This window comes from Bosea sp. RAC05, assembly GCF_001713455.1.
In the GTDB taxonomy this organism is placed as follows: Bacteria; Pseudomonadota; Alphaproteobacteria; order Rhizobiales; family Beijerinckiaceae; genus Allobosea.
The window spans coordinates 673,541-699,311 of the sequence record NZ_CP016464.1; the positions used below are offsets into that span (position 1 = coordinate 673,541).

Sequence of the window (25,771 nt, forward strand, 5' to 3'; positions counted from 1 at the left end):
TTCGGGTCTAGCGGAGGCCGATTTCAGCGAGTTTCGCGACGGCCTTGTCGAGTTGGGCGGCGCAACGCACATCGCGCGCGCCGGGATTGGCGAAGTCGCGGCGGGCCGCATCCATCGGCAGGAAATCGTTCAGGATGATGCAGGCCCACTTGATTCGGTACGCGTCGAGCAGCAGATCGCAGCGCAGCCGGAAGGCGGCGTCGAGTCCGAGGCCCTCAGCCAGGCTGTCGATGAAGGCGCCGCGGTGCCGGAGCGGGACAGGAATCTCCGGGCAGCAGAAGAAGTCGCAGACGAGCTTGGCCGGGTCGTCGCGCCCGGCATATTCGAAATCGATGAAGCTGACGCGGCCGGAGCCGTCGACAAGCGCGTTGTGGAAGCCGAAGTCCGAGGGGGAGATGCACTGGACTTCCGTGGGCAGGGTGGCCGCGTCGGAAGCCGCCGTGATCGTCTCGCGCACCTTCGCCCAGGCCGGCACGAGTCCGGCTCGCACCAGCGTCTCGGCGCGCTCGCGATGCGGTGCGTCGGGATCGAGCGTGGCGAGCCTTGCGACGCGACGGTCGACGGTCGCGACATGGTCTGCCAGCGAAAAGCAGGCCTCTGAGCCCGGCTGCAGCCTGTCGGGCTCGCGTGGCGCGCCATTCGCCGCGCAGATGAAGCGGGCGGCCTGGGCGATGTGGTCAGAGGTGATGTCCCCGGCATCGAGTTTCTCGCCGGGGACGAGTGCGTAGAGCGCGGTGTGGCTCGCACGCTCCTGCGCCAGCGGCTCCGGCACCGCGCGGACGCCACGGTCCCAGACATAGGCCAGGAAGCTCCATTCGGCGAAGAGTCGGTCGCGCGGGTCGCGCTGGTCGGCATGGTAGCTCTTCAGGATCAGGGCGGGGCCGCCGGCCGTCGCGACGGCGAAGACGCGATTGTTCTTCCCTCCAGCCAGCTGCCGCAGCGAAAGCGGGGCAGGACGCTCGGCCACCGCGCAGAGCCGTCCTGCAGCGGCGAGGAGTTCATCGGTGTCGAGCATGGCCTCAGGCGTTCAGCAGCGCGGTCTGGATCTGCGTCCAGCTCGCATGTCGCTCGAAGCGCCCGAGAGCCGCATGGTGCCCGTCGGGATCGAACAGGATGCCGCGCATGCCCGCGGGGAACCCGTTCATCGACAGGATCTCCGGAAGGTCGTCGACGAAGACATCGACACCCAGGGCAGCGGCACGCGCCACCTTCTCTTCCTTCGTCAGTTCGAAGAAGGCATTCCCGCTCCGGATCCCGTCCTCGCCGATGAAACCGCGCGCCTCCAGAAAGCCGCGGGCGGCCTGATGCATGTCATAGGCCGGCCCCATCATCGGGGTCCTGGTCTTGTGGCTGACGATGAAGAGATCATGGCCCGCCGCGTTGGCGGCTCTGAGGAACCCCTCGAAGCCGGCATAGGGCGAAACCAGGTCCATCCGGGCACCGTAGACATAGCCTTGCAGCTCGGTGAAGTCGTCCTTGCGGCCCGAACCGTTCAGATAGTCCCGAACGGCGTTCTTCGACGCGCCGAGATCGGCGGGGATCAGCCCCCGTTCGAGCGCCGCCTTGTGGAACACGCCGTCATAGCAGGCGATGGTGTTGTCGAAGTCGATGCCGATCCGCATGGCGGGGGGCTCCCGGTGGGACAGCCCCTAGAGGCTCATGTCGATGAGCGGCCGCCCGACCTTGCCATCGGCGAGATCGTCGAGCGCCTGGCTGGCCTGAGCCAGCGAATAGGGCGCCGAGAGCAGGCCCTTGACCGGGAAGCGACCGCCGCCGAGCAGGCGGCCATAGCGGCCGTAATCGCGATCGGGAACGCTGTCGCCACCCCAGGTGCCCATCAGGCTCTTGCCCTGGTTGAACACGCCCGGATTGAGCTTGAGTTCGGCGCCGTATTTCGCGTTGCCGATGACGACGGCGCGGCCGCCCTGCTGGCGCGTCGCGTTGATCGCCTGGTCCATCACCGCCGGGATGCCCGAGGCCTCGACGGCGACATCGACGCCCTGCGGCACGATCTTCTTGATCTCGGCAATCACGTCGACGCCGGTCGGATCGATGACATGGGTCGCGCCATAGGTCTTGGCGAGCGCGCGGCGGGTCGGGCTGGGATCGATGCCGATCACCGGCGAGGCCCCGCCCAGGGCAGCGGCGAGACAGGCGTTGAGCCCGATGCCGCCGGTGCCGAAGATCGCGATCGAGTCGCCGGGCTGCAGCTTGAGCACATTGTAGACGGCGCCCATGCCGGTCGGCGCGGCGCAGCCGAGCAGCACGGCGACATCCATCGGCAGGTTCTCGGGAACCAGCGTCAGGCGGTTCTCGCTGACGACGGCATGGCGCTGGAAGGTGGTGACGCCGCCGGCGTTCACCTTCCTGTCACCCCACATGTAGACCGCGCCGCCCGCCTCGATGCCCGAGCCCTTGATCCAGGACAGCACGACCTTGTCGCCGGCCTTGACCTTGGTGACAGCGGAGCCAGCCTCCAGAACCGTTCCGGTGCCCTCATGGCCGAGGCAATGGGGAACCCACTTGTCCTCGCCCTTGAGGCCGCGCGCCTCCATCACCTGCGTGCCGCAGGCGCCGGAATAAGCGATTTCGACCAGGACCTGGCCGGGCTTCAGCGCCGGGATCTCGATCTCGACGAGTTCGAGCGGCTGGCCGGTCTGGACGAGGAGGGCGGCGAGGGTTTTCATGGGATGTCCGTCAGGCGAGCTTGTGCAGGATGCGGTCGGCGATCTGGTGGCCGGTCAGTTCGAGCTGTTCGCGGGCGAACTCCTGCTCGCCGGACTTCTTGAAGAAGGCGTCGGGCGTGCCGAAGCGCAGGAACTTCTTCGGTGCGATGCCGGCATCGACGATCCACTCGGCGACCGCCGAGCCGAAGCCGCCGATCAGCGAGTGTTCCTCGATGGTCGCGACGAGCTTGTAGCGCGAGAACGCATCCTGGAGCCGCTTCTCGTCGAGCGGCTTGACGGTGTGGAAGCTCACCACCTCGGCCGAGACACCCTTCGCCTTCAGGGCATGCGCGGCCTCGACGACCTCAGGCAGCATGTTGCCGGTCGACAGCAGGCAGACATCGCTGCCCTGCTCGATGGTGATCGATTCGCCGATCTTGAAGTTCTCGAGCCGGCCCTTGTGGACCAGGGGCTCGCCCTTCTTGCCCATGCGGATATAGGCCGGCTTGTTCTGCTGCATGACGGCACGCAGCGCCGCGCGGACCTCCCAGGCGTCGCCGGGCGCGATCACGATCATGTTCGGAATGGCACGCAGGAAGGCGATGTCCTCGCAGGCGTGGTGCGTCGGCCCCAGCCCGGCATAGGCGAGGCCCGCTCCGACCGAAACGATCGTCACCGGGACATCGTGATAGGCGGCATCGGTGCGGATCTGCTCCAGGCAGCGCGTCGTGCAGAAGGGGGTGATCGTGTAGGTCACCGGCCGCATGCCCGACATGGCAAGCCCGGCGGCCACGCCGGTCATGTTCTGCTCGGCGACGCCGCAGTTGATGAAGCGCTCCGGATGCGCCGCCCGGAACTTGTCGAACAGCTTGTTGCCGATGTCGCCCGACAGCATGACGAGACGGGGGTCGTCATTGCCGAGGCTGGTCAGCTCGTCCGCGAATGCGTTTCTCATAGCAGGCCGAGCTCCTTATGCGCCTTGACGACCTCTTCGGCGGTCGGGGCACGGTAGTGCCAGTTGTTGTCGTCCTCCATGAAGGAGACGCCCTTGCCCTTGACCGTGTGGGCGATCAGGGCGACGGGCTTGCCCGAACCGTTCGGCAGCGTCTGCATCCGGCGCGCGAGTTCGCCGACGTCATGGCCGTCGATCTCATGGGCGTCCCAGCCGAAGGCGCGCCATTTCTCCGCGAGCGGGGCCAGCATCAGCGTCTCGTTAGAGCGCGCGGTCGCCTGCCACTTGTTGTAGTCGACGATGACGCAGAGGTTCTCCAGCTTCTGGGCGGACGCGAACATCGCGCCTTCCCAGACCGAGCCCTCGTTGTTCTCGCCGTCGGAGAGCAGGGCGTAGACCTTGTAGTTGCGCTTCTGGATGCGACCGGCCACCGCCATGCCGATGCCGATCGGCAGCCCGTGGCCGAGCGAGCCGGTCGCCGCCTCGACGCCGGGCAGCAGATTCGCCGGCGGGTGCTCGGCGAGGCGGCCATTGTCCTGATTGTAGGTCTTCAGCTCTTCGACCGGGAAATAGCCGCGGTTGGCGAGCGTCGCATAGAGCGCCATCGCCGCATGACCCTTCGAGAGGATGAAGCGGTCGCGATCTGGATCGGTGGGGTTCGCCGGATCGATGTTCAGCACGTGCCAGTAGGCGGCCGTCAGGACATCGAGACAGGACAGGGACGAGCCCAGATGGGCCGAGCTGGAGTCATGGCACATGGTGACCACGGTTCCGCGCAGTTGCGCCGCCCTGGCCTTCAGGGCGGCGACGTCGGGCTCTCGATATGCGGCGTTCATCAGTGTCTTACGCCTTATGGATGTATTTGGAGGGAAGAGACGGCAGGTCGGCCTCGAAGCGGCGCATCCAGTTGATCGTGTCGGCAATGCCGTCCGCGAGCGAGATCTTGTCCTGCCAGCCGAGTTCGGTCCGCAGCTTGATCGAATCCAGCGTGTACGCGGTGTCCTTGCCAGGGCGCTCGGGGCCGATCTCGACACAATCGTCGAAGTTCTTGCCGAGCGTCGACAGGATGGTCTCGACGCAGGTGCGGATCGAGACCAGCTCGTAGCCCGAGATGTGGTAGGTTTCGCCGGTCGCACCCTTGAGCGCGATCTTCAGCGTGGCGTCCGAGACGTCGCGCATATGGATGAAAACGCGGATCGACTTGCCGCCGCCGTCCAGCCTGAGCTTCTGGCCGGTCATCGCCGCATAGATCGTGCGCGGGATGATGCGGTAGAGCTGCTGGCCGGGGCCATAGACATTGGCGGCGCGGGTGAACAGAACGGGGAACTGGTACTGCTGGAAGTAGGTCCGCAGGCTCATGTCGCCGGCGGCGCGTGACACGGCATAGGGCGTCGACGGGTTGAAGGCGTGGTCTTCCTTCACCCAGCCTTCGGTCGAGCCATAGGCCTCCGGCGTGGTGACGTGGACATAGCGCTCCAGGCCGTCGTAGTTGCGCAGCAGATCGTGCAGCCGCACCGTCGAGACGACGTTCGTCATCATCCAGTGGTCGGGGTGGATCCAGCTCTCGCCGACCATCGACTGGGCGGCGAAATTGACGACATGCGTCGGCCGCTCCGCCTTCAGCAACGCCTCGAGCGCCGGAAGGTCCTTGTTGATGTCGATGCGCTTGAAGCGGACGGTGCCCGGGCGCTTCTTCCACTTGTAGGGCAGGAAGGCGCGGTGCGGCTCCTTCGAGCGGCTGGTCGCGATGACGTCATGGCCCTGCTCGGCCAGATAGTCACAGAAGAAGGCGCCCGAAAAGGAGTTCGAGCCGAGAACGAGAAACTTGACGCCTGACGCCATGTCGAGAGGATTTCCTACGCTGCCTTGACGTGATGCCGGTGCTTGTACAGCCACTGCACGATCATGTGGCCAAGAATCGTCTGCGTATCCTCGGCGATCTGCATGTCGTCGACGGGGAAGTGGATCGCCACATCCGCCATCTCCTTGGCCTTGCCGCCGCCGAAGCCGACGACGGCATAGGATTTGACCCCACGGCGCTTCGCTTCTTCGAGGGCTTTCAGGATGTTGGGGGAGTTTCCGCTGCCCGAGAAGGCCAGCAGGATGTCGCCCGGATTGGCCATCACCGCGAGCTGATAGGTGAAGACATGGTCGTAGCCTTCGTCATTGGCGAGACAGGCCAGGACCGCGGGGTTCTCGGTCAGGGCGTGAGCCCGGATGCCCGAGCCCAGCGTCTTCGACAGCGGATACATGAAGTCGTTGGCGAGATGATTCGCGTTGCCGGCGCTGCCGCCATTGCCGATCAGGAAAAGCTGACGCTTCTCCTGCCAGCAGCCGAACAGATCCTCCGCCAGCGCCTTCACGGGCGCCCAGTCGAAAGCCTGCAGGGTCTGCGCGAGGCGCGCCGAATAGTCCTTGAAGTGATCCGTCGGATCGCTCAGTTCCGCCATGTCGGCCTCCCGGGCCAGATCGTGATCGACGCGTCGCAAGGACGCGTCTTATTCGGCGGCCGCTTGTGCAGGCAGAACCGTCTTCATCATCCACTTGAGATTGTGGAAGCGATCTTCTTCCTTGAGCGCGCCCTGGCGATAGAGGCCGACGATCTCCTTGATCGCGTCGTCGACGGTCTTCTTGGGCCTGAAGCCGGTCGCGAGCAGCCGGTCGGAGTTGACGCGGTAGCTGCGCGGATCGTTGGACGGCTTCACCTCGATCTCGGCGCCGACATGCTCGGCCACCATCTTGGCGATGTCGAGGATCGAGATGTTCTCGAAGCCCGCATTGTACACGCCGGTGTGCTGCGGGTTCTCCATCAGGAAGATGTAGAGATCGGTGATGTCGTCCATATGGATGTTGGGGCGCGTCTGGTCGCCGCCGAGCACCGTGATCTTGCCCTTGGTCAGCGCCTGCATCGTCAGCAGGTTGACGGCGACGTCCAGGCGCATCCGCGGGGAGAAGCCGCACACCGTCGCCGGGCGGACGATCTGCACCGTCATGTCGTCCGCATAGGACAACAGGATGCGCTCACCGCACATCTTGGTCTTGTTGTACTCGGAGATCGGGAACAGCTCGAGATCCTCGGTCACCTGCGGCTCGTCGGAGACGCCGTAGACCGAGCCGGACGAGGCATAGATGAAGTGCTTGATGCCCTTGCGCTTGGCCCTGTCGGCGAGCTGCATGGTGGCGAGGCAGCTGATTTCCCAGGTCAGCTTCGGGTCGAGATCCGAGCAGGGATCGTTGGCGACGCTCGACAGGTGGATGATGACGTCGATGCCGTCGAGATTAACTTCTTCGCTGTTGCGAATGTCGCCCTTCACCACCTCGAGATTGGGGTGGGGACGCAGGAAATTGCCGAACCACTGGATGTCGAAGGCGCGGACGGTGTGCCCCTTTTCGAGCAGCTTCGGAACCAGCACTGTGCCCTTGTAGCCGCAAGCGCCGGTGACGAAAATGTTCATGGACCGTTTCCCCGCGAAGGGCCCGGCAGACGTCGTCTCCGGGCTGTTGGCGACTGTGGAGGGCGGCGACCCGAAGGCTCCCGCCGGGGCGCGCAGCCTCATAGCAGCATCAAAATGGCATGTCGATAGCATCGCCAGCCGCTGGCCACAGGGTCATCCCGCAGCGTCAACTGCCCGACTTGGGGCGGATTGGCAGGCTTTTCCGCATGAGGACGCCGTCAGACGACATTCTCCAGCCTGCGCCGGGCCAAGTGATTGCCGCCTATCGGTGATTGGTCTAAGGAAGCCGGCCTCGGCGCGATGTATTCGCTTGCGACTCAACGGACCTGATCTGCATGAACAAGATGACCGATCTCACGGACCTCGAGGAAGCGGCTGATGCCACCCGGGAAGCGCTGACCAGCGTCTCCGCCATCCGCACGCTCGCTGGCGACAGCAAGCGCATCGCGTTCGTGTCCGGCAACTTCAATGCGGTCCATCCCGGTCACCTGCGGCTGCTGCGCTTCGCGGCCGAAAACGCCGACATTCTCGTCGTCGGCATCAATTCCGACCGGACGCCGGGCGTCACTGTCCCGCAGGCCCTGCGCAAGGAAGGCATCGAGGCGATTTCCTTCGTCACCTATGCGGTCGCTCTGACCGGCGCCCCCGAGGAATTCGTCGCGGAACTGCAGCCCCATGTCGTGGTCAAGGGCAAGGAGTTCGCGGAGCGCGAGAACGCCGAGAAGCCGGTCGTCGAAGGCTATGGCGGCAAGCTCATCTTCTCGTCGGGCGAAGTTCGCTTCTCATCGATCAGCCTGCTGCAGCGCGATTATGCCGAACCGAATTTCCACACCATCAAGCTGCCGGCCGATTATCCGTTTCGCCATGGCTTCGACCATCAGGACCTCAGGGGCTGTCTCGACCGGTTCACCGGCCTGCGGGTCCTGGTCATCGGTGACCTGATCGTCGACAAATACATCAACTGCGATCCACTCGGGATGTCGCAGGAAGACCCGACCATCGTCGTCACACCGATCGAGCACAAGACCTTCGTCGGCGGTGCCGGCATCGTCGCGGCCCATGCGCAGGGGCTCGGCGCCGATGTGCGCTTCTTCACGGTGGTCGGCGACGACGAGGCGGCCCGGTACGCCGAGGAAGCGCTCGGTCGCTACAACGTCAAGGTCGAGTTCTTCCAGGACCGTTCCCGTCCGACCACGGTCAAGGAGCGCTATCGCGCCAATGGCAAGACGCTTCTGCGCGTCAACCACCTGCGCCAGCATGCGATCGAGGCAGAGCTTCAGGCCCGCATCCTCGACCGCGTCAAGGCCGTCGTGGCCGATATCGATCTGATCCTGTTCTCCGACTTCAATTACGGCATGCTGCCGCAGCCGCTCGTCGAGGCAATTTCGGCGCTGGCGGCGGGCCGCAAGGTGATGATGGGCGCCGATAGCCAGTCGTCTTCGCAACTCGCCGACATCTCGCGCTTCAAGGGCATGGACATCATCACGCCGACCGAACGCGAGGCGCGTCTGGCGCTGCGCGATTTCGAGTCGGGCCTCGTCATCGTGGCCGAGCGGCTGCGGCGCCTCGCGGGCGCGGGCAGCGTCATCGTCACGCTGGGGTCCGAGGGTTTGCTGATCCATGGCAGCAAGGACGGCATCGAGCGTTCGGACCGGTTGCCCGCCTTCAACACGGCGCCCAAGGACGCCGCCGGCGCGGGCGATTCGCTGTTCACCACGCTTGCTCTCGCCCGCTGTGCCGGCGTCGATATCTGGCGCGGCACCTATCTCGGCTCGGTGGCTGCGGCCTGCCAGGTCTCACGCGTCGGCAATACGCCGCTGACACGCCAGGACCTGATTCAGGAGTTCGAGCAGGCGACCGTAACCCGGATCTGAGCGGTAGCGGTATCACGGCGGGCCAGGACCTATCATGCGCGCATTGCTGCTGGCGGCGGGGATCGGAAGCCGTCTCCGCCCGATCACCGACACCATTCCCAAATGCCTGGTGCCCATCCACGGGCGGGCCCTGCTTGACTACTGGTTCGACCTGCTGACGCCGGCCGGCGTCGGCCCGGTGCTGATCAACACCCATTACCTGCCCGACGCCGTGCGCGGCCATGTCGCGCAGGCGCCCTATCGCGAGCAGGTCACCCTGGTGCACGAGGACGAGTTGCTCGGCACCGGCGGCACCATCCATGCCAATGCCGGCTTCTTCGGACGGGAGCCTTTTCTCGTCGCTCATGCCGACAACCTGACGCGCTTCGACATGCAGGGGTTGGAGGCGGTCCACAGGGCGCGTCCGCCCGGGTTCGCGATCACCATGCTCGCCTTCGAGACGGACGATCCACGGTCCTGCGGCATCCTCGAATTCGAGGAGCCCGCGGCGCCGGGCCGGGCCGGCATCGTCAAGGCTTTCCACGAGAAGGTCGAGAATCCGCCGGGCAACCTCGCCAACGCCGCGGTCTATATCCTCGAGCCCGAGGTGCTGGACTTCCTCGCAAGCCTCGGCAAGCCGGTCATCGACCTGTCGACCGAGGTGATTCCGCATTTTGTCGGGCGCATCCAGGCGGTCTCGCTGGCGACCTACCACCGCGACATCGGCAATGTCGAAAGCCTGCGCCGGGCACATGAGGAATTCGTGCCGTCACACGTCAAATCGAGTTCGGCTGCCGCTGATTCTGCCGGCTAAACCGTCCCTTCCACGCCGCCGCTGCGCAGTTCCGTCAGAAGGGCAGCGTAACGGGAGACCTCCTCGATATGGCCTGCATGATCCAAGCGCCTGTCGGCAAGTAGCCATTCGGCTAGCCATAGAGCCTCCTTCGGATAGAAGGACATCTCGGACATTATCCGCCTCAGGATGCCGAGCGCGATCTCCGGCTGGCTGCAGCGGCGGAAGATGTCGAGGCTCTCGACCAGATTCTCACCGGTCATCCTGCGCTCGGCGAGCAGGGCTAGGCGTGAGCGGGCGTCGAGCAGGTCGAGTTCGGCCGTCACCTTTTCGTAGAGTCCCTCAAGATAGTTTCGGTCGGCCTGCATGCGGATGAAAGCCGGGTTCCAGCGCAGCATCCGCGCCAGCCAATGCCGCGACGGATGCGGTGACCAGAGGTTAACGCTCTCGCTAAGTTGGTGCGTCGGCTGGCCAAAATAGTTCAGTGAATAAAAGAAACGAACATTTTGCCGATCAAGCCAATTCATATAAAAGAGAACCCAGTCCGGGCTCATTTCTTGCATGGATCCTGTATTGATAACGAGATCGATTGACAGCGAATTGAGCGCTTCAATATTCTCGGGTGGGCACAAAATGATCTTGCATCGGTCAATTACATCTTGCGACAGAGGCTGCGCGTCTGCGACGTAATGCACCTCTTCGGCACCGAAAGTGGCGCTAAGGAACACGTCCGAGAAGAACAACGATTCTGCGATATCGATGATGATGTAGGTTTCGGGGCGGGCGATCGCGTTCGTCAACCACGCACGTGCCGGCCCGCCATATCCGCCACCTATCTCGGTGATGACGCGCGGAGCTGGTGAGACGGCTGCCAAACATGACATGACGTTGCGCGCGAGATAGGGGGCGATGTTGCTGAGGCGGCGTCCCGCAATCACAAACTGTCCCGAGGGATCCGAAAGTGGCGAATCGTCGAACAGCTTCAGTTGCTCGATGTACTGCGGGAACTCGCAGGACAACTCGCGCATGCAGATCGGGAAGTCGCGCAACGCCGCAGCACGCGGCAGGCGGTGCTCAAAATTGATCTTGAACTGGGCATAGGCGGTCGCGGCGGCCGGGTCGGGCATGCAGGCGGCTGCCTCGTGCATCCGCCTCGCGAACTCGCCCCATCTCACACCATAGCTGGGCAGGTCCTCTCGTGCGGGCTGGGCGCGTAGTTGCATGAGCCGGGCGCGTGCTCGTGCCATGATGGGCCCAGGATCGACATCAGCAGCGAGGCCAGGCTGCGGCAAGGGCGGCGCGGTCGCGATCCCGTTCTCCAGCGCAACTTGGGTAAATCGCTCATAAATGTCTTGCCGATGTGGATAGGCCTTCAGGCAATGACGCAGGGCGCTCTCTTCGAGTTCGGGCGAGATAGCACGCTGCTGCTCCATCAGCAGGTTGCTGAGCCGAAACGCCAGGTCGTGCCGCGTTGCGTCCAGCGACAGGTAGTGTCGCAGGCTGGCCTCCTCGATATCCGGCGGGACCGGCCGTCCTTCTCCAACGAGCAGGGTACAAAGCTCGATGATCGCGGCGATATCGTTCTGATCGGCGGCAAGCCGATCCAACAGGATCTGCTCCTGAGACATGTGTTTGGCCTCGTTATGGCGCCTGACTCATCAGATCGATTATGTCTGATGGGGCGACTCTTGGGTGCAAAGGATGGTTCTCACGGCGCACCGCGCCTGCGTCATCGATGCGCCACCGGCCATCGGATCGTTCATCGGAGGCCGAGCGCTCGCGCAATCCGGGTCAGCGGCCCCGCCTCCGGCATGGGCTGTACCATGCCGAGCTTCATCATCATGCGGCATGAATAGTCGATGCGGATGAGAGGGGAGGTGATGCCGCGCTCGGCGACGAATTCGTCAACAGCCTTTCGAGCCCCGCCAAAATGGCCGTAATCGTCGAAGATCACGATACCACCAGGGACGACGCGATCATACATTTCGTGCAACACGTGCTTGTACGATGAGTACCAATCGGTATCTATCCGCAAGAGCGCTATACTCGAAGGCCCGATTTTGGGTATGGATTCTTCCACGAGCCCCGGAACGAAATGTAAGCGCCGATTGGGATATCGCGTCAGGCCCATGTTTCTCCGAACATCAGCTTCGTCGGCATAGGCCCAGTAGGTCTTCCCGTCAGCGAGCGTATGAGCGTTCCAGCCATCGATCGCGCGGTTGCCCATAACATCAATGTCGATCTCGGCGTCGGGTTTCGGCAGACCTGCGAAGGTGTCGAACAGCCAAAGCTCGCGATCAGTGGCGCCGCGCCGCACGAGCTCCAGCGCGGCGAGCATCATGCTTCCACCACGCCAGACGCCGCATTCGACAATATCACCGGGGATGCGAGCTGCTGCGACATAGCCGACGCTGGACCATAGCGCATGAAGCCGCTCAATCGTCGTCATAGTATAGGGCCGGACAAGCTCCAGTATTTGCTTGAATTCAGGTTCCATGTCAGCGAATTTCGCGTTGCGACCATATTCGTCCAGCATCGACTGGAAATCGGTCTCATGCTCCTGCGAAATCATCGAATCCCGGACCTCTGCGGTCAGCGCTTCGTCGATAGGCTGGCCGAGAAGTGTCATGACAGTTGCCAGACGGCGCTTGAGGTCGATGCGGGACGCATCCTCCTCAATGTAGAATTTCAATGCAGCCGCTTCGATCGTCAGCGGTATCGGCTTGTCGTTGCTGACGAGCTGGGCAAGCGCGGTCATCACCGTGTCACGGCCTGCAACACCGGCATCGACCTGTGCAAGTACGGCCTCGATATCGAGGCCTGGTCCGCTCACGATGGACGAATTCGTCATTGGTTTGAAACCCGGATAGCTCTGATCGGACGTAAAGCTAGCTCTTATAGGACCCCTGCCGGGATGCAACCCGCGCGCCGGAGTCTGCGGCGATCCAGTGGTGGGTAGAGGCGCCTCTGGATTTCCGCGCAACCAGTTTGGAGGGTCTTCAGCGCTTCCAGCGCGCACGGGCAAGGCGCTTGCCCGGCCCGGGTCCTCTGCGCATAACAGGATCGCCGACGGGGTTGCCATCCTTGTCTGATGGAGAGTCGCTGAACTGTGCTCATGACCTTTCACAACCTCCACAGCCACGGCTTCATCCGCCTCGCCTGCGCCGCCCCGCGGCTCAAGGTGGCCGATCCGGCGTTCAACCTGGCGCAGATGCTGCCGCTGCTGCGCCGGGCGGACGAGGGTGGCGCCTCGGTCGTGCTGTTCCCGGAGCTGGGTCTCAGCGCCTATGCGATCGACGATCTGCACATGCAGAGCGCGCTGCTCGATTCCGTGCGCGACGCGCTGGCCGCGCTGGTCGAGGAGAGCCGTCAGCTGCGGGCGGTCGCGGTGGTCGGCGCGCCCCTGCGGATCGAAGGGCGGCTCTTCAACTGCGCGATCGCCGTGCATCGCGGCCGCATCCTCGCCGTCGTCCCGAAGACCTATCTGCCCAACTACCGCGAATTCTACGAGCGCCGGCAGTTCGCCTCCGGCGAGCGCGCCGGCATCGCCTCCATCCAGCTCTGTGGCCAGGAGGTGCCTTTCGGCACCGACATCCTGCTGACGGCTTCCGACGTCCCCGATCTCACGCTCCATATGGAGATCTGCGAGGATGTCTGGATGCCGGTGCCGCCGAGCTCGTTTGCGGCGCTGGCGGGCGCGACGGTGCTGCTCAACCTCTCGGCCTCCAATGTCACCATCGGCAAGTCGGATTGGCGCCACGCGCTCTGCAAGGCGCATTCCGGGCGCTGCATCGCGGCCTACGCCTATTCCGCCGCCGGCACGGGGGAATCGACCACCGATCTCGCCTGGGACGGGCAGGCGATGATCTACGAGAACGGCGCGCTTCTGGCCGAAGCCGAGCGCTTCGCCGCCGAGCCGCAGCTGATCCTGGCCGATATCGACCTCGAGCGCCTGGCGCTCGACCGCATCCGCATGAACACCTTCGGCGACAATGCCGATGCGCTGCGCGACCGGCTTGCTTTCCGCCGCGTCGCCTTCGCGCTGGAGCCCGATCGCGAGAGCGATCTCGGCCTGCGCCGTGAGGTCGAGCGCTTTCCCTTTGTGCCATCAGGCGATGCCAGGCTGAACGAGCTCTGCTTCGAAGCCTACAACATCCAGTCGCATGGCCTGCGCCAGCGGCTGGCGAGCACCCGGGTCGACAAGATCGTCATCGGCGTCTCCGGCGGGCTCGACTCGACGCAGGCGCTGCTGGTCGCCGCCGACACGATGGATGCGCTCGGCCTGCCGCGCGAGAACATCCTCGCCTACACCCTGCCGGCCTTCGCCACGAGCGCGGGCACCAAGACCAATGCCTGGCGGCTGATGAAGGCGCTCGGCGTCACCGCCGCCGAGATCGACATGACCCCGGCCTGCCGGCAGATGCTGGTCGATATCGGCCACCCCTTTGCGGAGGGGCATCCGGTCTACGACATCACTTTTGAAAACGTGCAGGCGGGCGCGCGCACCTCGCTGCTGTTCCGCCTCGCCAACAAGCACAACGGCCTCGTGCTCGGCACGGGCGATCTGTCGGAGCTGGCGCTGGGCTGGTGCACCTATGGTGTCGGCGACCAGATGTCCCATTACAACGTCAATGGCTCGGTTTCGAAGACGCTGATCCAGCATCTCATCCGCTGGGTCGCCCGCACCGAGCGCTTCGGGGCGGAGGCGTCAGCGACGCTGGAGGCGATCCTCGCCACCGAGATCTCGCCCGAGCTGGTGCCGGGAGATGGCGAGGGGCCGAGCCAGAAGACCGAGGATTTCGTCGGTCCCTATGCGCTGCAGGATTTCAACCTGTTCTACACGACGCGCTACGGCTTCCGGCCGAGCAAGATCGCCTTCCTGTCGCATCACGCTTGGGCCGATGCCACGCGCGGCGACTGGCCGCCGCATATGGAGGCGGCCAAGCAGGTCGCCTACGACCTCCCGACCATCAAGAAATGGCTGACCGTCTTCGTGCGCCGCTTCTTCGAGACCAGCCAGTTCAAGCGCTCGGCCATGCCCAACGGGCCGAAGGTCTCGTCAGGCGGCTCGCTCTCGCCGCGCGGCGACTGGCGCGCGCCGAGCGACGCCTCGGGGGCGGCCTGGCTGGTGGATCTGGCGCGCATCCCGGATTGAGGGTCGGTCTCAGGAGCGCCCGCCATCCACCGACAGCACCTGCCCGGTGATCCAGCCGGCCTGCTCGCTCAGGAAGAACAGGCTCGCCGCGGCGATGTCGGCGGGCGTGCCGAGGCGGCGGGTGTGGATGCCCTCGACCAGGCGTTTCTGGCCTTCCGGCCCATAACTCTCCCATTGCCGTTCGGTCGCGGGGTTGGAGCGCACGAAGCCCGGCGCCACCGAATTCACCGTGATGCCATGCGGCCCGAACTCCCAGGCGAGCTGCTTGGTCAGCCCGACCAGCGCGTGCTTGGCGGATGAATAGGCCTGGATGCCGGTCAGGCTCGGCCGCAGGCCCGCTCCCGAGGAGATGGTGACGATCCGGCCGTGGCCTGAGGCCTTCATCGCGGGCGCCGCCGCCTGCGCCAGGAAGAAGGCGGAATCGACATTGGCCGCGAAGATCACCCGCCAGTCGGCCTCCGAGATCGCCTCGATCGGCCGGCCGACCTGCCCGCGCACACCGCCCGCCGCATGGACCAGAAGCTCCAGCCGGCCGCTCTGCGCGAGGATGTCGGCGACGAGCTTGGCCGCAGCCTCGGCTGAGCCGAGATCGACCGCATGGGGAATGGCGCCGATGGCCGCTGCCGTGGCCGCCACACCTTCGGCATCGATATCGGCGAGATGGACGGTGGCGCCGGCCTCGACCAGGGCGGTCGCGATCGCACGCCCGATGCCCTGGGCCGCGCCGGTGACGAGGGCTACGCGGTCGTCAAAACGGATTTGCATCGGTCGATCAGCACTTTCAGGGTCTCTGGGGATTGCGGCCGCCGGCCGTCCTCGATGTCGTGGATCAGGGTCACCAGCGTCTCGACCGCCGGCGTCGGCACGCCGGCTTCCCGCCCGAGCGCGGCGATGATGCCGATCTGCGGATCGACCTCGGTCTTGCGCTTGCGCACGGCGAGGTCGCGCCAGATGCCGGAATGGGTCTTGGCGGTCTTGGAGGTGTAGTCGGCGAGCCAGGCGATGGTCTCGATCTGCGGATATTCCGGCTGGCCCGGCGCAAACACCATCGGGTCGAACTCGCCGAAGCCGAGCGTCTTGACGCCGCGGGCGGCCGCCACCGCGGCGACCTCCTGGCCGAGCGCCAGCCAGACCACGAGGCGGTCGGGATCGGCGAAGTTCGCCGACATCGAGTCCTGCGTCAGCGCGGTGCCGAACAGCATCGCGCCATAGGAGAGCTTGCCCCAGAGATAGCCCCAGATGTTGGTCGTCAGGATCGATTTTTGCTCGAAGACGAGCAGCAGCTTGTGCATCTCGATCGCGCGCGGCGTGATCTGCCCGTCGATCTCGCCGACGACGACGGCCCCCTCGTTGCCGTAGAGGATCTCGCCGGGGCCGTGCCAATCGGCGCCAAAATTGACGAAGCAGCCCATCGTCCGCTCCGCCCCGACGACGGCCGCGATGGCGATTTCGTTGAGGCCGTTCTGCGCCGAGAGCACATAGCCGTCTGGAGCCAGGTGGGGGCTGAGCGCCGCGACCGCCGCGTCGGTCGCGCCGGCCTTCACGGCGAGCACGATGCGCTTGTAGGTCCCGGTCAGTTCGGCCGGCGTCACGGCGGGGATGACCTGCGTGAAGTTGTCGATCGGGCCGGTGATCGAGAGCCCCGTCGTGCGGCAGGCCTCGACATGCTCGGGCACGATGTCGACCAGCAGCACGGGGATGCCGGCGCGCGCCCAATAGGCACCGAGCGTGCCGCCGATCGCGCCTGCGCCCCAGATCAGGATCGGTTCGGTGGTCATGTGAGCAGCTCCTGAGCCCGTGAGCCCTCATCCTGAGGAGCGGCTGAAAGCCGCGTCTCGAAGGATGCTTCAGTGAACGCGCGAACCTCCTGGACCATCCTTCGAGACGCCGCTGCGCGGCTCCTCAGGATGAGGGCTGAGGGAGACGAGCGAACAGCCATCACGCCTGACCCGCGATCTCGACATCCGCATGCGTTGCGACATGGACGGTCCCGTCGGGCGTCACCCAGCCGCGATACATGCCCTGCGTGTTGTAGGGCGCGACGATGGTCCCGTCCGCGTCGATCGCCACCAGCCCGGCGCCGATCCTGTGGGCGGTGAGCTCGCCGAGCACGGCCGCGCTCGCCTCTTCGAGACCGAGAACCTTGTAGCCGATCAGCGAGGCCAGCTCGTGGCCGACGCAGTAGCGGATGAAATACTCGCCCTTGCCGGTGCCCGACACCGCGCAGCGCCCGTCGCGGGCATAGGTGCCGGCGCCGATGATCGGCGAATCGCCGACGCGGCCAACCGGCTTGTTGGTGTAGCCACCGGTCGAGGTCGCCGCCGCCAGATGCCCGGCCGCGTCCAGCGCGACCGCCCCGACGGTGCCATGCTTCTCGGCCTCGCTGGCATCGCCGGCCGTGCCGACGAGCTCGCGGATCTTCATCGAGGACAGGTTCTTGCGCCGCCGCTCCGTCGAGAAATGCCCGTTCTCGACGATGTCGAGCCCTTCATGGGCGGCAAAGGTGTCGGCCGACGGGCCGACCAGCAGCAGCGGGTCGCCGCGCAGCATCAGCGCCTTGGCGGCGCTGACGGGATTGCGGATGCGCTTGGCGGCTGCGACCGCGCCGGCCGCCAGGGTCGCCCCATCCATGATCGAGGCATCGAGCTCGTGCTCGCCCTCGGCGTTGAAGGCGGCGCCGTAGCCGGCGTTGAAATGGACTGAATCCTCCATCACCCGCACCGCTGCCTCGACGGCGTCGACGGCGCTGCCGCCCTTGGCGAGGATGGCCCAGCCGGCTCGCAGCGAGGCCGCGAGATCGGCCCGGGCTTCCGCCCATTCCGCCTCGCTCATTTCGGATTTCGGCAGCGTGCCGCAGCCGCCATGGATGGCGAGGGCGATCGGTTTGGTCATCAGGGTGTGGAACCTCGACGCAAACCCCTCCCCCTCGTGGGGAGGGGCAGAGGTGGGGGGCGAACGACCGGGTGAGCGGCCGAAAACAGGAGCATGGGACTATGGTCGGGCCTCGCGTATCAAGTGTGAGCGCTGCCTTTGCGCCCCCCACCCCTAACCCCTCCCCACAAGGGGGAGGGGAACGCGGCTGACGTCACTTCTTGGCGGGCTTGATGTCCATCGCCAGCGTGTCCTCGTCGACGCGCGGAGCGATCGTCACCTTGTCCTTCTGCATCGCCCAGGCCGAGCCGACCGCGACGATCGGCAGGCGCGGCCGGTCCTTGGCGACGATGGCATTGGCCTGCGCGAGCAGGTCATTGCGCTTGGCCTCGTCGAGCTCAACGGCGGCGTCCTGGATCAGCTTGTCGAGATCGGCGTTCTTGTAGCCGAGCACGTTGAAGGCGCCGAGCTTCCGGGCCGGATCGTTGGAGTGGACGACCGAGGACAGCGTGTAGTTCGCCTCGCCGGTCAGCGTGCCCCAGCCCGACATGGCGAGCGAAAACTCGCCGCGCGTCCGGGCCGGGAAGAACACGGCCGCCGTCTGGGCGTTGGCGGTGACGTCGAGCCCGATCCGCGCCAGCATCTGCGCCACCGAGGTGCCGACCTGGCGGTCGCCCGGCAGGCGGTCATTGGTGAAGGAGAACGAGGTCTTGAAGCCGTTGGGGTAGCCGGCCTCCTCGAGCAGCTTCTTGGCCCGGACGAGATCGACCTTCAGCGGCGGCAGGCTCTTGTTGAAGCCGGCGATGCTGGAGGTGACGAGCTGGTTGACCGGCGCGCCGAGGCCTTCCATCGCGATCTCGACGAGCGCCGGCCGGTCGATGGCGAGGTCGATCGCCTCGCGCACGCGGGGGTCCTGCAGCGGGTTCTTCGGCAGGGGCGAGCCGTCCTTGGCGGTGACCTGCGGGGACCTGTCCCGCATGTCGATTTCCATGTTGAAGACATAGACCGTGTCGATCGTCGCGACCGTGAGCTTCGGGTCGCGCTTCAGCGTCGCGATGTCGGAGGACGGCGCGCGCACGATGATGTCGACCTGGCCGGCCTTCAGCTGGGCGACGCGGGCGGCGTCATTGGGCAGCTCCTTGCGGACGACCTTGGCCCAGGGCTCCTTGGGGCCCCAATAGCCGTCGAACCGGTCGAGCACGAGCTGGTCCTTGGGGGTCCAGGAGACGAACTTGTAGGGGCCGGTGCCGATCGCGGCCTTGCCGGAGTTGAACGTCTCGTTGGCGTTGTCCTTGGTCAGCCCGGCGGCGGCCTTGGACGAGACGATGAACAGGCGGATGAAGTCGTTGGGCAGGTTCGGCGCCGGCCCGTCGGTGACGATGTGCACCGTCAGCGGGTCGATGATCTTCACCTCCTTGACGCGTCGCGTGTAGATCGTCGTCGGGTTCGGCCCGGAGACGACCGGGATGCGCTCGATCGAGAACTTGACGTCCTCGGCGGTGAAGTCCGAGCCGTCATGGAACTTCACGCCGGAGCGCAGCTTGAACTCCCAGGTATCGGGCGTGATCGCCTTCCAGCTCGTGGCGAGGCGCGGCTCGATCTGCAGCTTGTCGCCCGACCAGGTCAGCGTGTCGAAGATATGCTTCAGCGACTCGGCATGGGTGCCGGTCGCGGTGAAGTGCGGATCGATCGAATCCGGCCCGGCGCGCACGCCGATGGTCAGGTTCTGGGCGAGCGCGGCCGAGGAGACGGACGCTCCGAGGACCAGGGCGAGTGCGGCGACGCGGGCGATATGGATGGTCATGGTGCGGTTCCCTCTTTGTCGAGATCATGGGGCCAGGTCGGTGAGGCGATCACCAGCTTGTCCATCAGTTCGCAGAGCTGCCGCTGCTCGGCCTCGGTGAGAGCAGACAGCATCGCCGTCTGCTGTCCGATCATCAGCGGCATGGTTTCCTCGAAGATCGCGCGGCCGGGCGCGGTCAGGTAGAGGACGAAGCTGCGCAGGTCCTCCGGATCGGTCTCCCGGCGCAGCAGGCGTCGCTGCAGCAGCCGCTGGATCGAGCGGCTGAGCGTGTTCTTCGGCAGGCCAGAGGAGGCGACGATGTTCTTGGCGGCCACTCCGTTGCGCAGGCCGACGGCATAGAGCGCGACGAATTCGGGCCGCACCAGCCCGTAGCGGGTCTCGATCCAGCGATAGACCGGATCGTTGAAGCGGAAGGCGATGAAGTTCAGGCGGAAGGACAGCCAGCAGGGGTTGTCCCAGAGCTTGGTGACCGTCAGGGGGTCGAGCTCTTTCAGCGCCTTTTCGCGTGAGGCGCCGACACGGGAAACGGCCGTTGGCGCGCGACGCATGTCCAAGCTCTCCCCCGCCCCTTGATAGTTCCAAATGGAACTTGACGCTGTCGAGCGCGAGAGTCAAGGATGCAGCAAGCGAGGATGATGGAGCCTCGTCGCGCGGGCAATCCGATTCTGCCTTGCCCACCGAACGCTTCTCCTAGCAAGGATCAGACCGTGCGTGTTGCGCAGATGAACTGGATGCAGATTGAGGCGCAGGCCCAGCGGGATGACCGCTGTGTCCTGCCACTCGGCTGCGTCGAGCAGCATGCCTTCCTCAGCCTCGCGACTGATGCGATCCTCGCCGAGAAGGTCGCCCATGACGCCGCCGAGCCACTCGACATTCCGGTCTTCCCCGTCCTGGCCTATGGCATGACCCCGGCTTTCGCCGCCTATCCGGGCACGGTGTCGCTGCGCATGAGCACCTATGTCGCTGTGATGGAGGACATGCTCGAGGCGTTCTACCGCTCCGGCTTCCGCCGCATCGTGCTGGTCAACGGCCATGGCGGCAATGCACCGGTCATGACGCTGGCGACGGAATGGATGGGCAAGCGCACCGATGCCAGCGTCAGGCTGCACAACTGGTGGGCGGGACCGCGCTTCCAGGCGGCAGTGCAGGCGGTCGATCCGGCGGCGTCGCACGCCTCCTGGATGGAGAACTTCCCCTGGACGCGGCTCGAGGGCGTCGCCATGCCCGATACCGTCAAGCCACCCTTCAATCCCGCGCTCTATCAGGCCGCCAATCCCGCCCGCAAACGCGAGATCCTCGGCGACGGCAATTTCCACGGCCGCTACCAGCGCTCCGACAACGAGATGCTCAGCCTCTGGCAGGTCGGCGTCGAGGAAACGCGCGCGGCGATGGTGGAGGACTGGCCGTGAGGGCTCGGGGCACCGATCCACGGCAGGCGCCATGCTAGCCCACATCCTCGGCAGGCTGGGGCAGGCGCTCGTCGTCATGCTCGTGATGTCGGCGCTGGTCTTCGTCGGCGTCTATGCCATCGGCAACCCGATCGACGTGCTGATCGGGCCCGATGTCAGCCAGGACATCCGGCTCGACACGATCGCGCGCTACGGGCTCGATCAGCCGCTTTATGTCCAGTACTTCACCTTCCTGGGTCGCATCCTGCAGGGCGATTTCGGCCGCTCCTTCGTCTTCGGAATGCCGGTGCTGGATCTGATCCTATCGCGCCTGCCGGCGACGCTGGAGCTGACGCTGGCGGCGGTCGTCGGCGCGGCGCTGATCGGCATCCCCGCCGGCATCTATGCCGGCTACAGGCCCGACGGCCTCGCCGCCAAGGCGATCATGACGATCTCGATCCTCGGCTTCTCGGTGCCGACCTTCTGGATCGGCCTCGTGCTGATCATGGCCTTCGCGGTCGAGCTGCAATGGCTGCCGGCTGGCGGCCGCGGCGCGACGGTCTCCGTCTTCGGCGTCGAATGGAGCTTCCTCACCGCCAATGGCCTGAGCCATCTCCTGCTGCCGGCGTGCAATCTCGCCTTCTTCAAGCTCGCCTTGATGACGCGGCTGGCCCGCGCCGGCACCCGCGAGGCGATGCTGTCGGACACGGTGAAGTTCGCCCGCGCCGCCGGCCTCTCCGAATGGACCGTGCTGCGCCGCCATGTGCTTCGGCTGATCGCGATCCCGCTGGTGACCGTCTTCGGGCTCGAATTCGCCTCGACGCTGGCCTTTGCCGTCGTCACCGAGACGATCTTCTCCTGGCCCGGCATCGGCAAGCTGATCATCGACTCGATCACCTCGCTCGATCGGCCGGTGATGGTGGCCTATCTGATGCTCGTCTCCTTCGTCTTCATCATGATCAACTTCCTCGTCGATCTCGCCTATGTCGGGCTCGATCCGCGGCTGCGCCGGGCGGGCTCGCGATGAGACAGCCCGTGCCCCCGAGCGAAATCTCCCCGGCCGCCCGTTTCTGGGCCGAGTTCCAGGAGAGCAAGGTCGCGGTCGTCGCGCTCGCCGTCGTCGTGCTGATGCTCGGCGTCGCGATCTTCGCGCCGCTGGTCGCCCCGCAGAACCCCTACGACCTCGCCAATCTCGTCCTGATGGATGCCCGCCGGCCGCCCGGTTTCGTCGGCTCGTCCGGCTACACCCATATCCTCGGTACGGACGCCCAGGGCCGGGACCTGTTCTCGGCCATTCTCTATGGCTTGCGCATCTCGCTCCAGATGGGGCTGATCGCCGGCTCGCTGGCCTTCACCGTCGGCGTGACGCTCGGTGTCGGCGCGGCCTATCTCGGCGGCCGCTGGGAAGCCTTCATCATGCGCGTCGTCGATCTCCAGCTCGCCTTTCCGGCGATCCTGCTGGCGCTCGTCCTCTCGGCCCTGCTCGGCCAGGGCAAGATGCAGCTGATCGCGGCGCTGGCTGCCGCGCAATACGCCTATTTCGCCCGGACCGCCCATGGCGCGGCCTCGGCCGAGCGCGGCAAGGACTATGTCGAGGCGGTGCTCTCGACGCCGCTGCCGGCCTGGCGCGTCGTGCTCAAGCACATCTTCCCCAACTGCCTGCCGCCGCTGATCGTGGTCGCGACGGTGCAGGTGGCGAGCGCCATCGCGCTGGAGGCGACGCTCTCCTTCCTCGGCGTCGGGCTCCCCGTCACCGAGCCGTCATTGGGCATGCTGATCTCCAACGGCTTCCAGTACATGCTGTCTGGCCGCTACTGGATCTCGATCTATCCCGGCATCGCCCTGATCGTGCTGATCGTCGCCATCAACCTCGTCGGCGACCGCATCCGCGACCAGGTCAATCCGAGGCTGAAGCGATGAGCGGCGCTCTCCGTCATTGCGAGCGAAGCGAAGCAATCCAGCGGCCCGTCAGCTCGCCCTGGATTGCTTCGTCGGCTGCGCCTCCTCGCAATGACGAGCAGGCCGGCCCGGGCCCAAGGGCCATGTCATGACCGACACCCCACTCCTCGACGTCACCGACCTTGCCACCCATTTCCACGCCCGCGCCGGCGTGGTGAAGGCGGTCGACGGCGTTTCCTTCAGCCTCAAGCGCGGCGAGGTCATGGGCCTCGTCGGCGAATCCGGCTCGGGCAAGAGCATCACCGGCTTCTCGATCATCGGCCTGCTCGATCCGCCGGGCCGCATCGAGCGCGGCTCGGTGAAGCTCGAAGGCCGCGAGCTCGTCGGCCTGCCGCCCGATGAACTGCGCGCCATTCGCGGCAAGGCGATCTCGATGGTCTTCCAGGACCCGATGATGACGCTGAACCCGATGCTGACGATCGGCGACCAGATCGGCCTGGCGCTCGAGGCGCATGAGAGCGTCACGGGCACTGAGCGCCGGCAGCGCGCGATTGCGGCACTCGCCCAGGTCCGCATTCCCGACCCAGAGACCAAGGTCGATTTCTACCCGCACCAGTTCTCTGGCGGCATGCGCCAGCGCGTCGCCATCGCGATCGCGCTGCTGCACCGGCCGCGGCTGATCATCTGCGACGAGCCGACGACGGCGCTCGACGTCTCGATCCAGGCCGAGATCCTCGCCGAGATGAAGGAACTGGTCGCGCAGCTCGGCACCGCCCTGATCTGGATCAGCCACGACCTCGCCACCGTCGCCTCGATTGCCGACCATGTCTGCGTCATGCGCTACGGCAAGATCGTCGAGGCCGGGCCCGTGCTCCAGGTCCTGACCCGGCCGCAGCATCCCTACACGCAGGGCCTGCTCGACTCGCTGCCCTCGCGCGCCAGGCCCGGCGCGATGCTGGCGCGCGGCGCCGGCACCGACGCGGCCCCGCCGCCGCGCCTGCCGCGTCAGGCGGAATCGGGGCATCGCCGGGCCGATCTGCCCTATGTCGTGATCGAGGCGGTCGGCAAACGCTTCCAGCGTAAATCGGGCGTGCTGCGCCTGCTCGCGCAGAAGGTCGGGCTCGTCGGCCCGCTCCCGGCGGTGCAGGCGGTGGACCATGTCACGCTGTCGATCGCGCGCGGCGAGGCGCTGGGACTCGTCGGTGAGTCCGGCAGCGGCAAGTCGACGCTGGGGCGCATCGTTGCGGGCATCTATGCGCCCGACAGCGGTCATGTCCTGCTCGATGGCGAGCCGGTGATGAGCCCGGGCGAGCGCCCGCACAAGATCACCACCCGCATCCAGACGATCTTCCAGGACCCCTTCGCTTCGCTGAACCCGCGCATGCGCATCGGCGACAGCATCGCGGAAGGCCCGCTCGCCCACGGCCTCGTCGGCCGGGCCGAGGCCGGCACCTATGTCGCGCAATGGCTGGCCGCCGTCGGGCTCGACCCCGCCTTCGCCGGCCGTTACCCGCATCAGTTCTCCGGCGGCCAGCGCCAGCGCGTCGCGATCGCCCGCGCGCTCGCCATGCAGCCCGATGTCGTCGTCTGCGACGAGCCGGTCGCCTCGCTCGACGTCTCGATCCAGGCGCAGATCATCAATCTGCTGCTGCGGCTGCGGCAGGAGCTCGGCCTGACGCTGCTCTTCATCTCCCACGACCTCTCGGTCGTCCGCCATCTCTGCGACCGCGTCGCGATCATGCATCGAGGCAAGATCGTCGAGAGCGGCCCGGCCGGCGAGGTCTACGACAACCCGCGCGACGCCTACACCAAGCGCCTGCTGGCGGCGGTTCCCGTGCTGCCGGTGGCGTGAATTCTATCGTCATTGCGAGCGCAGCGAAGCAATCCAGAAGGGTCACAGCGGGACGCTGGATTGCTTCGCTGCGCTCGCAATGACGGCGAAGACAGCAAGGAGACCACCATGTCTGAACCCGAACTCCTCCCCTGGCAGTGGCCGGAAGAGACCTGGCGCGCCAAGGTCGATCGCGTCCGCGCTGGCCGCAACCTGAAGCCGGCGACCTGGAAGAACGGCGCGCGCTGCGCGGTCGCGCTGTCCTTCGATGTCGATCACGAGACCAATGAACTGCGCGACGGCGGCAAGTCGGTCGGGCGGCTGTCCTGGGGGCAATACGGCAACCGCGTCGGCATGCCCCGCATCCTCGACCTCATGAAGAAGCAGGACATCCAGGCGACCTTCTTCGTGCCGGCCGTCACCGCCTTGCTCTATCCTGACGAGCAGCGCCGGGTGATCGCCGAGGGCCACGAGATCGGCCTCCATGGCTGGATCCACGAGGTCAACACCGCCGTGCCGCCGGACGCCGAGCGCGAATTGCATCTGCGCTCCGCCGACACGCTGGAGAAGATCACCGGCGTCCGCCCGGTCGGCATGCGCACCCCCTCCTGGGACTTCTCGGAGGTGACGCTCTCGATCGAGCGCGAGCTCGGCCTGCTCTATGATTCCTCGCTCTTCGCCGATGACGACCCCTATGAGATCGTCGAGAAGGGCGAGCCGACCGGCATGGTCGAACTGCCGGTCGAATGGATCCGCGACGACGCGGTCTATTTCAACATGAACCGTTTCCAGGCGCTGCGGCCCTATACGGCGCCCGAGGCCGTGTTCGACATCTTCCGGCGCGAATTCGACCGCGCCTATGAGGAGGGTGGGCTGTTCCTCCTGACCATGCACCCGCATGTCATCACCTACCGCTCGCGCATCTGGATCCTCGAGAAGCTGATCTCCCACATCAAGGAGATGCCGGATGTCTGGTTCGCCAGCCATGCCGAGATCGCAGCCTTCGTGAAGGAGCAGGCCGGCATCTGAGTAAGGCATCGCCCCGGTTCGCACGGAACCGGGCCGGATTTCCGCCGTTTTTGGTTCAGGACGGGTTCAGCGCAT

At 65.8% G+C, this 25,771-nt stretch carries 23 protein-coding genes; 8 read left to right on the forward strand and 15 right to left on the reverse strand.

Features of this window, described 5'->3' with window-relative positions; all coding sequences use genetic code 11:
- Positions 1-7: 7 nt before the first annotated feature.
- The 8 genes from BSY19_RS06715 to BSY19_RS06750 are packed head-to-tail and all read right to left on the reverse strand — an operon-like array spanning position 8 to position 7,073.
- The gene (locus BSY19_RS06715; protein WP_069053473.1) at positions 8-1,015 is read right to left on the reverse strand and encodes an aminoglycoside phosphotransferase family protein; all 1,008 of its coding nucleotides are present in this window, start codon (positions 1,013-1,015) and stop codon (positions 8-10) included.
- Positions 1,016-1,019: 4 nt separating this feature from the next.
- A complete protein-coding gene (locus BSY19_RS06720; RefSeq protein ID WP_069053474.1) occupies positions 1,020-1,622 on the reverse strand; it encodes a hypothetical protein in 603 nt (200 codons plus the stop codon).
- A gap of 27 nt (positions 1,623-1,649) precedes the next feature.
- Positions 1,650-2,687 carry a zinc-binding dehydrogenase gene (locus BSY19_RS06725; RefSeq protein WP_069053475.1) on the reverse strand — a complete coding sequence of 346 codons (1,038 nt, stop codon included), beginning with the start codon at positions 2,685-2,687 and terminating at the stop codon, positions 1,650-1,652.
- Positions 2,688-2,697: 10 nt separating this feature from the next.
- Entirely contained in the window at positions 2,698-3,621 is a 924-nt protein-coding gene (locus BSY19_RS06730; RefSeq protein WP_069053476.1) for a transketolase family protein, read from the reverse strand.
- Positions 3,618-4,454 (reverse strand): transketolase, encoded by an 837-nt coding sequence (locus tag BSY19_RS06735; RefSeq protein ID WP_069053477.1) that lies wholly within the window; start codon positions 4,452-4,454, stop codon positions 3,618-3,620. The genes BSY19_RS06730 and BSY19_RS06735 overlap by 4 nt, the downstream gene beginning before the upstream one ends.
- Positions 4,455-4,461: 7 nt before the next feature.
- Positions 4,462-5,460 (reverse strand): GDP-mannose 4,6-dehydratase, encoded by a 999-nt coding sequence (locus BSY19_RS06740; RefSeq protein WP_069053478.1) that lies wholly within the window; start codon positions 5,458-5,460, stop codon positions 4,462-4,464.
- Between the two features lie 14 nt (positions 5,461-5,474).
- The gene (locus BSY19_RS06745) at positions 5,475-6,107 is read right to left on the reverse strand and encodes an SIS domain-containing protein (protein WP_335622327.1); all 633 of its coding nucleotides are present in this window, start codon (positions 6,105-6,107) and stop codon (positions 5,475-5,477) included.
- A gap of 9 nt (positions 6,108-6,116) precedes the next feature.
- A complete protein-coding gene (locus tag BSY19_RS06750) occupies positions 6,117-7,073 on the reverse strand; it encodes an NAD-dependent epimerase/dehydratase family protein (protein WP_069053480.1) in 957 nt (318 codons plus the stop codon).
- Between the two features lie 335 nt (positions 7,074-7,408).
- On the opposite strand from BSY19_RS06750, the gene BSY19_RS06755 reads away from it, so the two are divergent.
- Positions 7,409-8,947: a PfkB family carbohydrate kinase gene (locus BSY19_RS06755; protein WP_069053481.1), complete on the forward strand. Its 1,539-nt coding sequence runs from the start codon at positions 7,409-7,411 to the stop codon at positions 8,945-8,947.
- A gap of 34 nt (positions 8,948-8,981) precedes the next feature.
- A complete protein-coding gene (locus BSY19_RS06760; RefSeq protein WP_069053482.1) occupies positions 8,982-9,740 on the forward strand; it encodes a nucleotidyltransferase family protein in 759 nt (252 codons plus the stop codon).
- On the opposite strand, the gene BSY19_RS06765 is transcribed toward BSY19_RS06760, so the two are convergent.
- Together BSY19_RS06765 and BSY19_RS06770 are read right to left on the reverse strand one after the other, a co-directional pair.
- Positions 9,737-11,347 (reverse strand): putative sugar O-methyltransferase, encoded by a 1,611-nt coding sequence (locus BSY19_RS06765; protein ID WP_069053483.1) that lies wholly within the window; start codon positions 11,345-11,347, stop codon positions 9,737-9,739. The two genes, BSY19_RS06760 and BSY19_RS06765, sit on opposite strands and share 4 nt — an antisense overlap.
- A gap of 131 nt (positions 11,348-11,478) precedes the next feature.
- Complete coding sequence (locus tag BSY19_RS06770) at positions 11,479-12,570, reverse strand: TylF/MycF/NovP-related O-methyltransferase (protein ID WP_069053484.1); 1,092 nt, start codon at positions 12,568-12,570, stop codon at positions 11,479-11,481.
- A gap of 264 nt (positions 12,571-12,834) precedes the next feature.
- Here BSY19_RS06770 and BSY19_RS06775 point away from each other — a divergent pair, with 264 nt between their 5' ends.
- Positions 12,835-14,874: an NAD(+) synthase gene (locus BSY19_RS06775; protein ID WP_069053485.1), complete on the forward strand. Its 2,040-nt coding sequence runs from the start codon at positions 12,835-12,837 to the stop codon at positions 14,872-14,874.
- A gap of 9 nt (positions 14,875-14,883) precedes the next feature.
- On the opposite strand, the gene BSY19_RS06780 is transcribed toward BSY19_RS06775, so the two are convergent.
- The 5 genes from BSY19_RS06780 to BSY19_RS06800 all read right to left on the reverse strand — a co-directional run bounded on the left by BSY19_RS06780 (position 14,884) and on the right by BSY19_RS06800 (position 20,097).
- Positions 14,884-15,639 carry an SDR family NAD(P)-dependent oxidoreductase gene (locus BSY19_RS06780; protein ID WP_069053486.1) on the reverse strand — a complete coding sequence of 252 codons (756 nt, stop codon included), beginning with the start codon at positions 15,637-15,639 and terminating at the stop codon, positions 14,884-14,886.
- Positions 15,612-16,652, reverse strand: a complete 1,041-nt coding sequence (locus BSY19_RS06785; RefSeq protein ID WP_069053487.1) for a ketopantoate reductase family protein — start codon at positions 16,650-16,652, stop codon at positions 15,612-15,614. Before BSY19_RS06785 ends, BSY19_RS06780 begins: the two co-directional genes overlap by 28 nt.
- A gap of 160 nt (positions 16,653-16,812) precedes the next feature.
- Positions 16,813-17,766, reverse strand: a complete 954-nt coding sequence (locus BSY19_RS06790; protein ID WP_069053488.1) for an isoaspartyl peptidase/L-asparaginase family protein — start codon at positions 17,764-17,766, stop codon at positions 16,813-16,815.
- Positions 17,767-17,959: 193 nt separating this feature from the next.
- A complete protein-coding gene (locus tag BSY19_RS06795; RefSeq protein ID WP_069053489.1) occupies positions 17,960-19,549 on the reverse strand; it encodes an ABC transporter substrate-binding protein in 1,590 nt (529 codons plus the stop codon).
- On the reverse strand, positions 19,546-20,097 hold the full coding sequence (locus BSY19_RS06800) for a MarR family winged helix-turn-helix transcriptional regulator (protein ID WP_083247441.1): 552 nt from the start codon (positions 20,095-20,097) through the stop codon (positions 19,546-19,548). Before BSY19_RS06800 ends, BSY19_RS06795 begins: the two co-directional genes overlap by 4 nt.
- Positions 20,098-20,256: 159 nt before the next feature.
- Between BSY19_RS06800 and BSY19_RS06805 the strand changes: the two genes are divergently transcribed.
- The 5 genes from BSY19_RS06805 to BSY19_RS06825 all read left to right on the forward strand — a co-directional run bounded on the left by BSY19_RS06805 (position 20,257) and on the right by BSY19_RS06825 (position 25,696).
- Positions 20,257-20,958, forward strand: coding sequence for a creatininase family protein (locus tag BSY19_RS06805; protein WP_069053490.1), 702 nt, complete (start codon positions 20,257-20,259; stop codon positions 20,956-20,958).
- Between the two features lie 31 nt (positions 20,959-20,989).
- Positions 20,990-21,964, forward strand: coding sequence for an ABC transporter permease (locus tag BSY19_RS06810; RefSeq protein WP_069053491.1), 975 nt, complete (start codon positions 20,990-20,992; stop codon positions 21,962-21,964).
- A complete protein-coding gene (locus BSY19_RS06815; RefSeq protein WP_069053492.1) occupies positions 21,961-22,857 on the forward strand; it encodes an ABC transporter permease in 897 nt (298 codons plus the stop codon). Before BSY19_RS06810 ends, BSY19_RS06815 begins: the two co-directional genes overlap by 4 nt.
- 127 nt (positions 22,858-22,984) lie before the next feature.
- Complete coding sequence (locus BSY19_RS06820; protein ID WP_069053493.1) at positions 22,985-24,688, forward strand: dipeptide ABC transporter ATP-binding protein; 1,704 nt, start codon at positions 22,985-22,987, stop codon at positions 24,686-24,688.
- A gap of 108 nt (positions 24,689-24,796) precedes the next feature.
- A complete protein-coding gene (locus tag BSY19_RS06825) occupies positions 24,797-25,696 on the forward strand; it encodes a polysaccharide deacetylase family protein (protein ID WP_069053494.1) in 900 nt (299 codons plus the stop codon).
- The last annotated feature ends 75 nt before the right edge of the window (positions 25,697-25,771 follow it).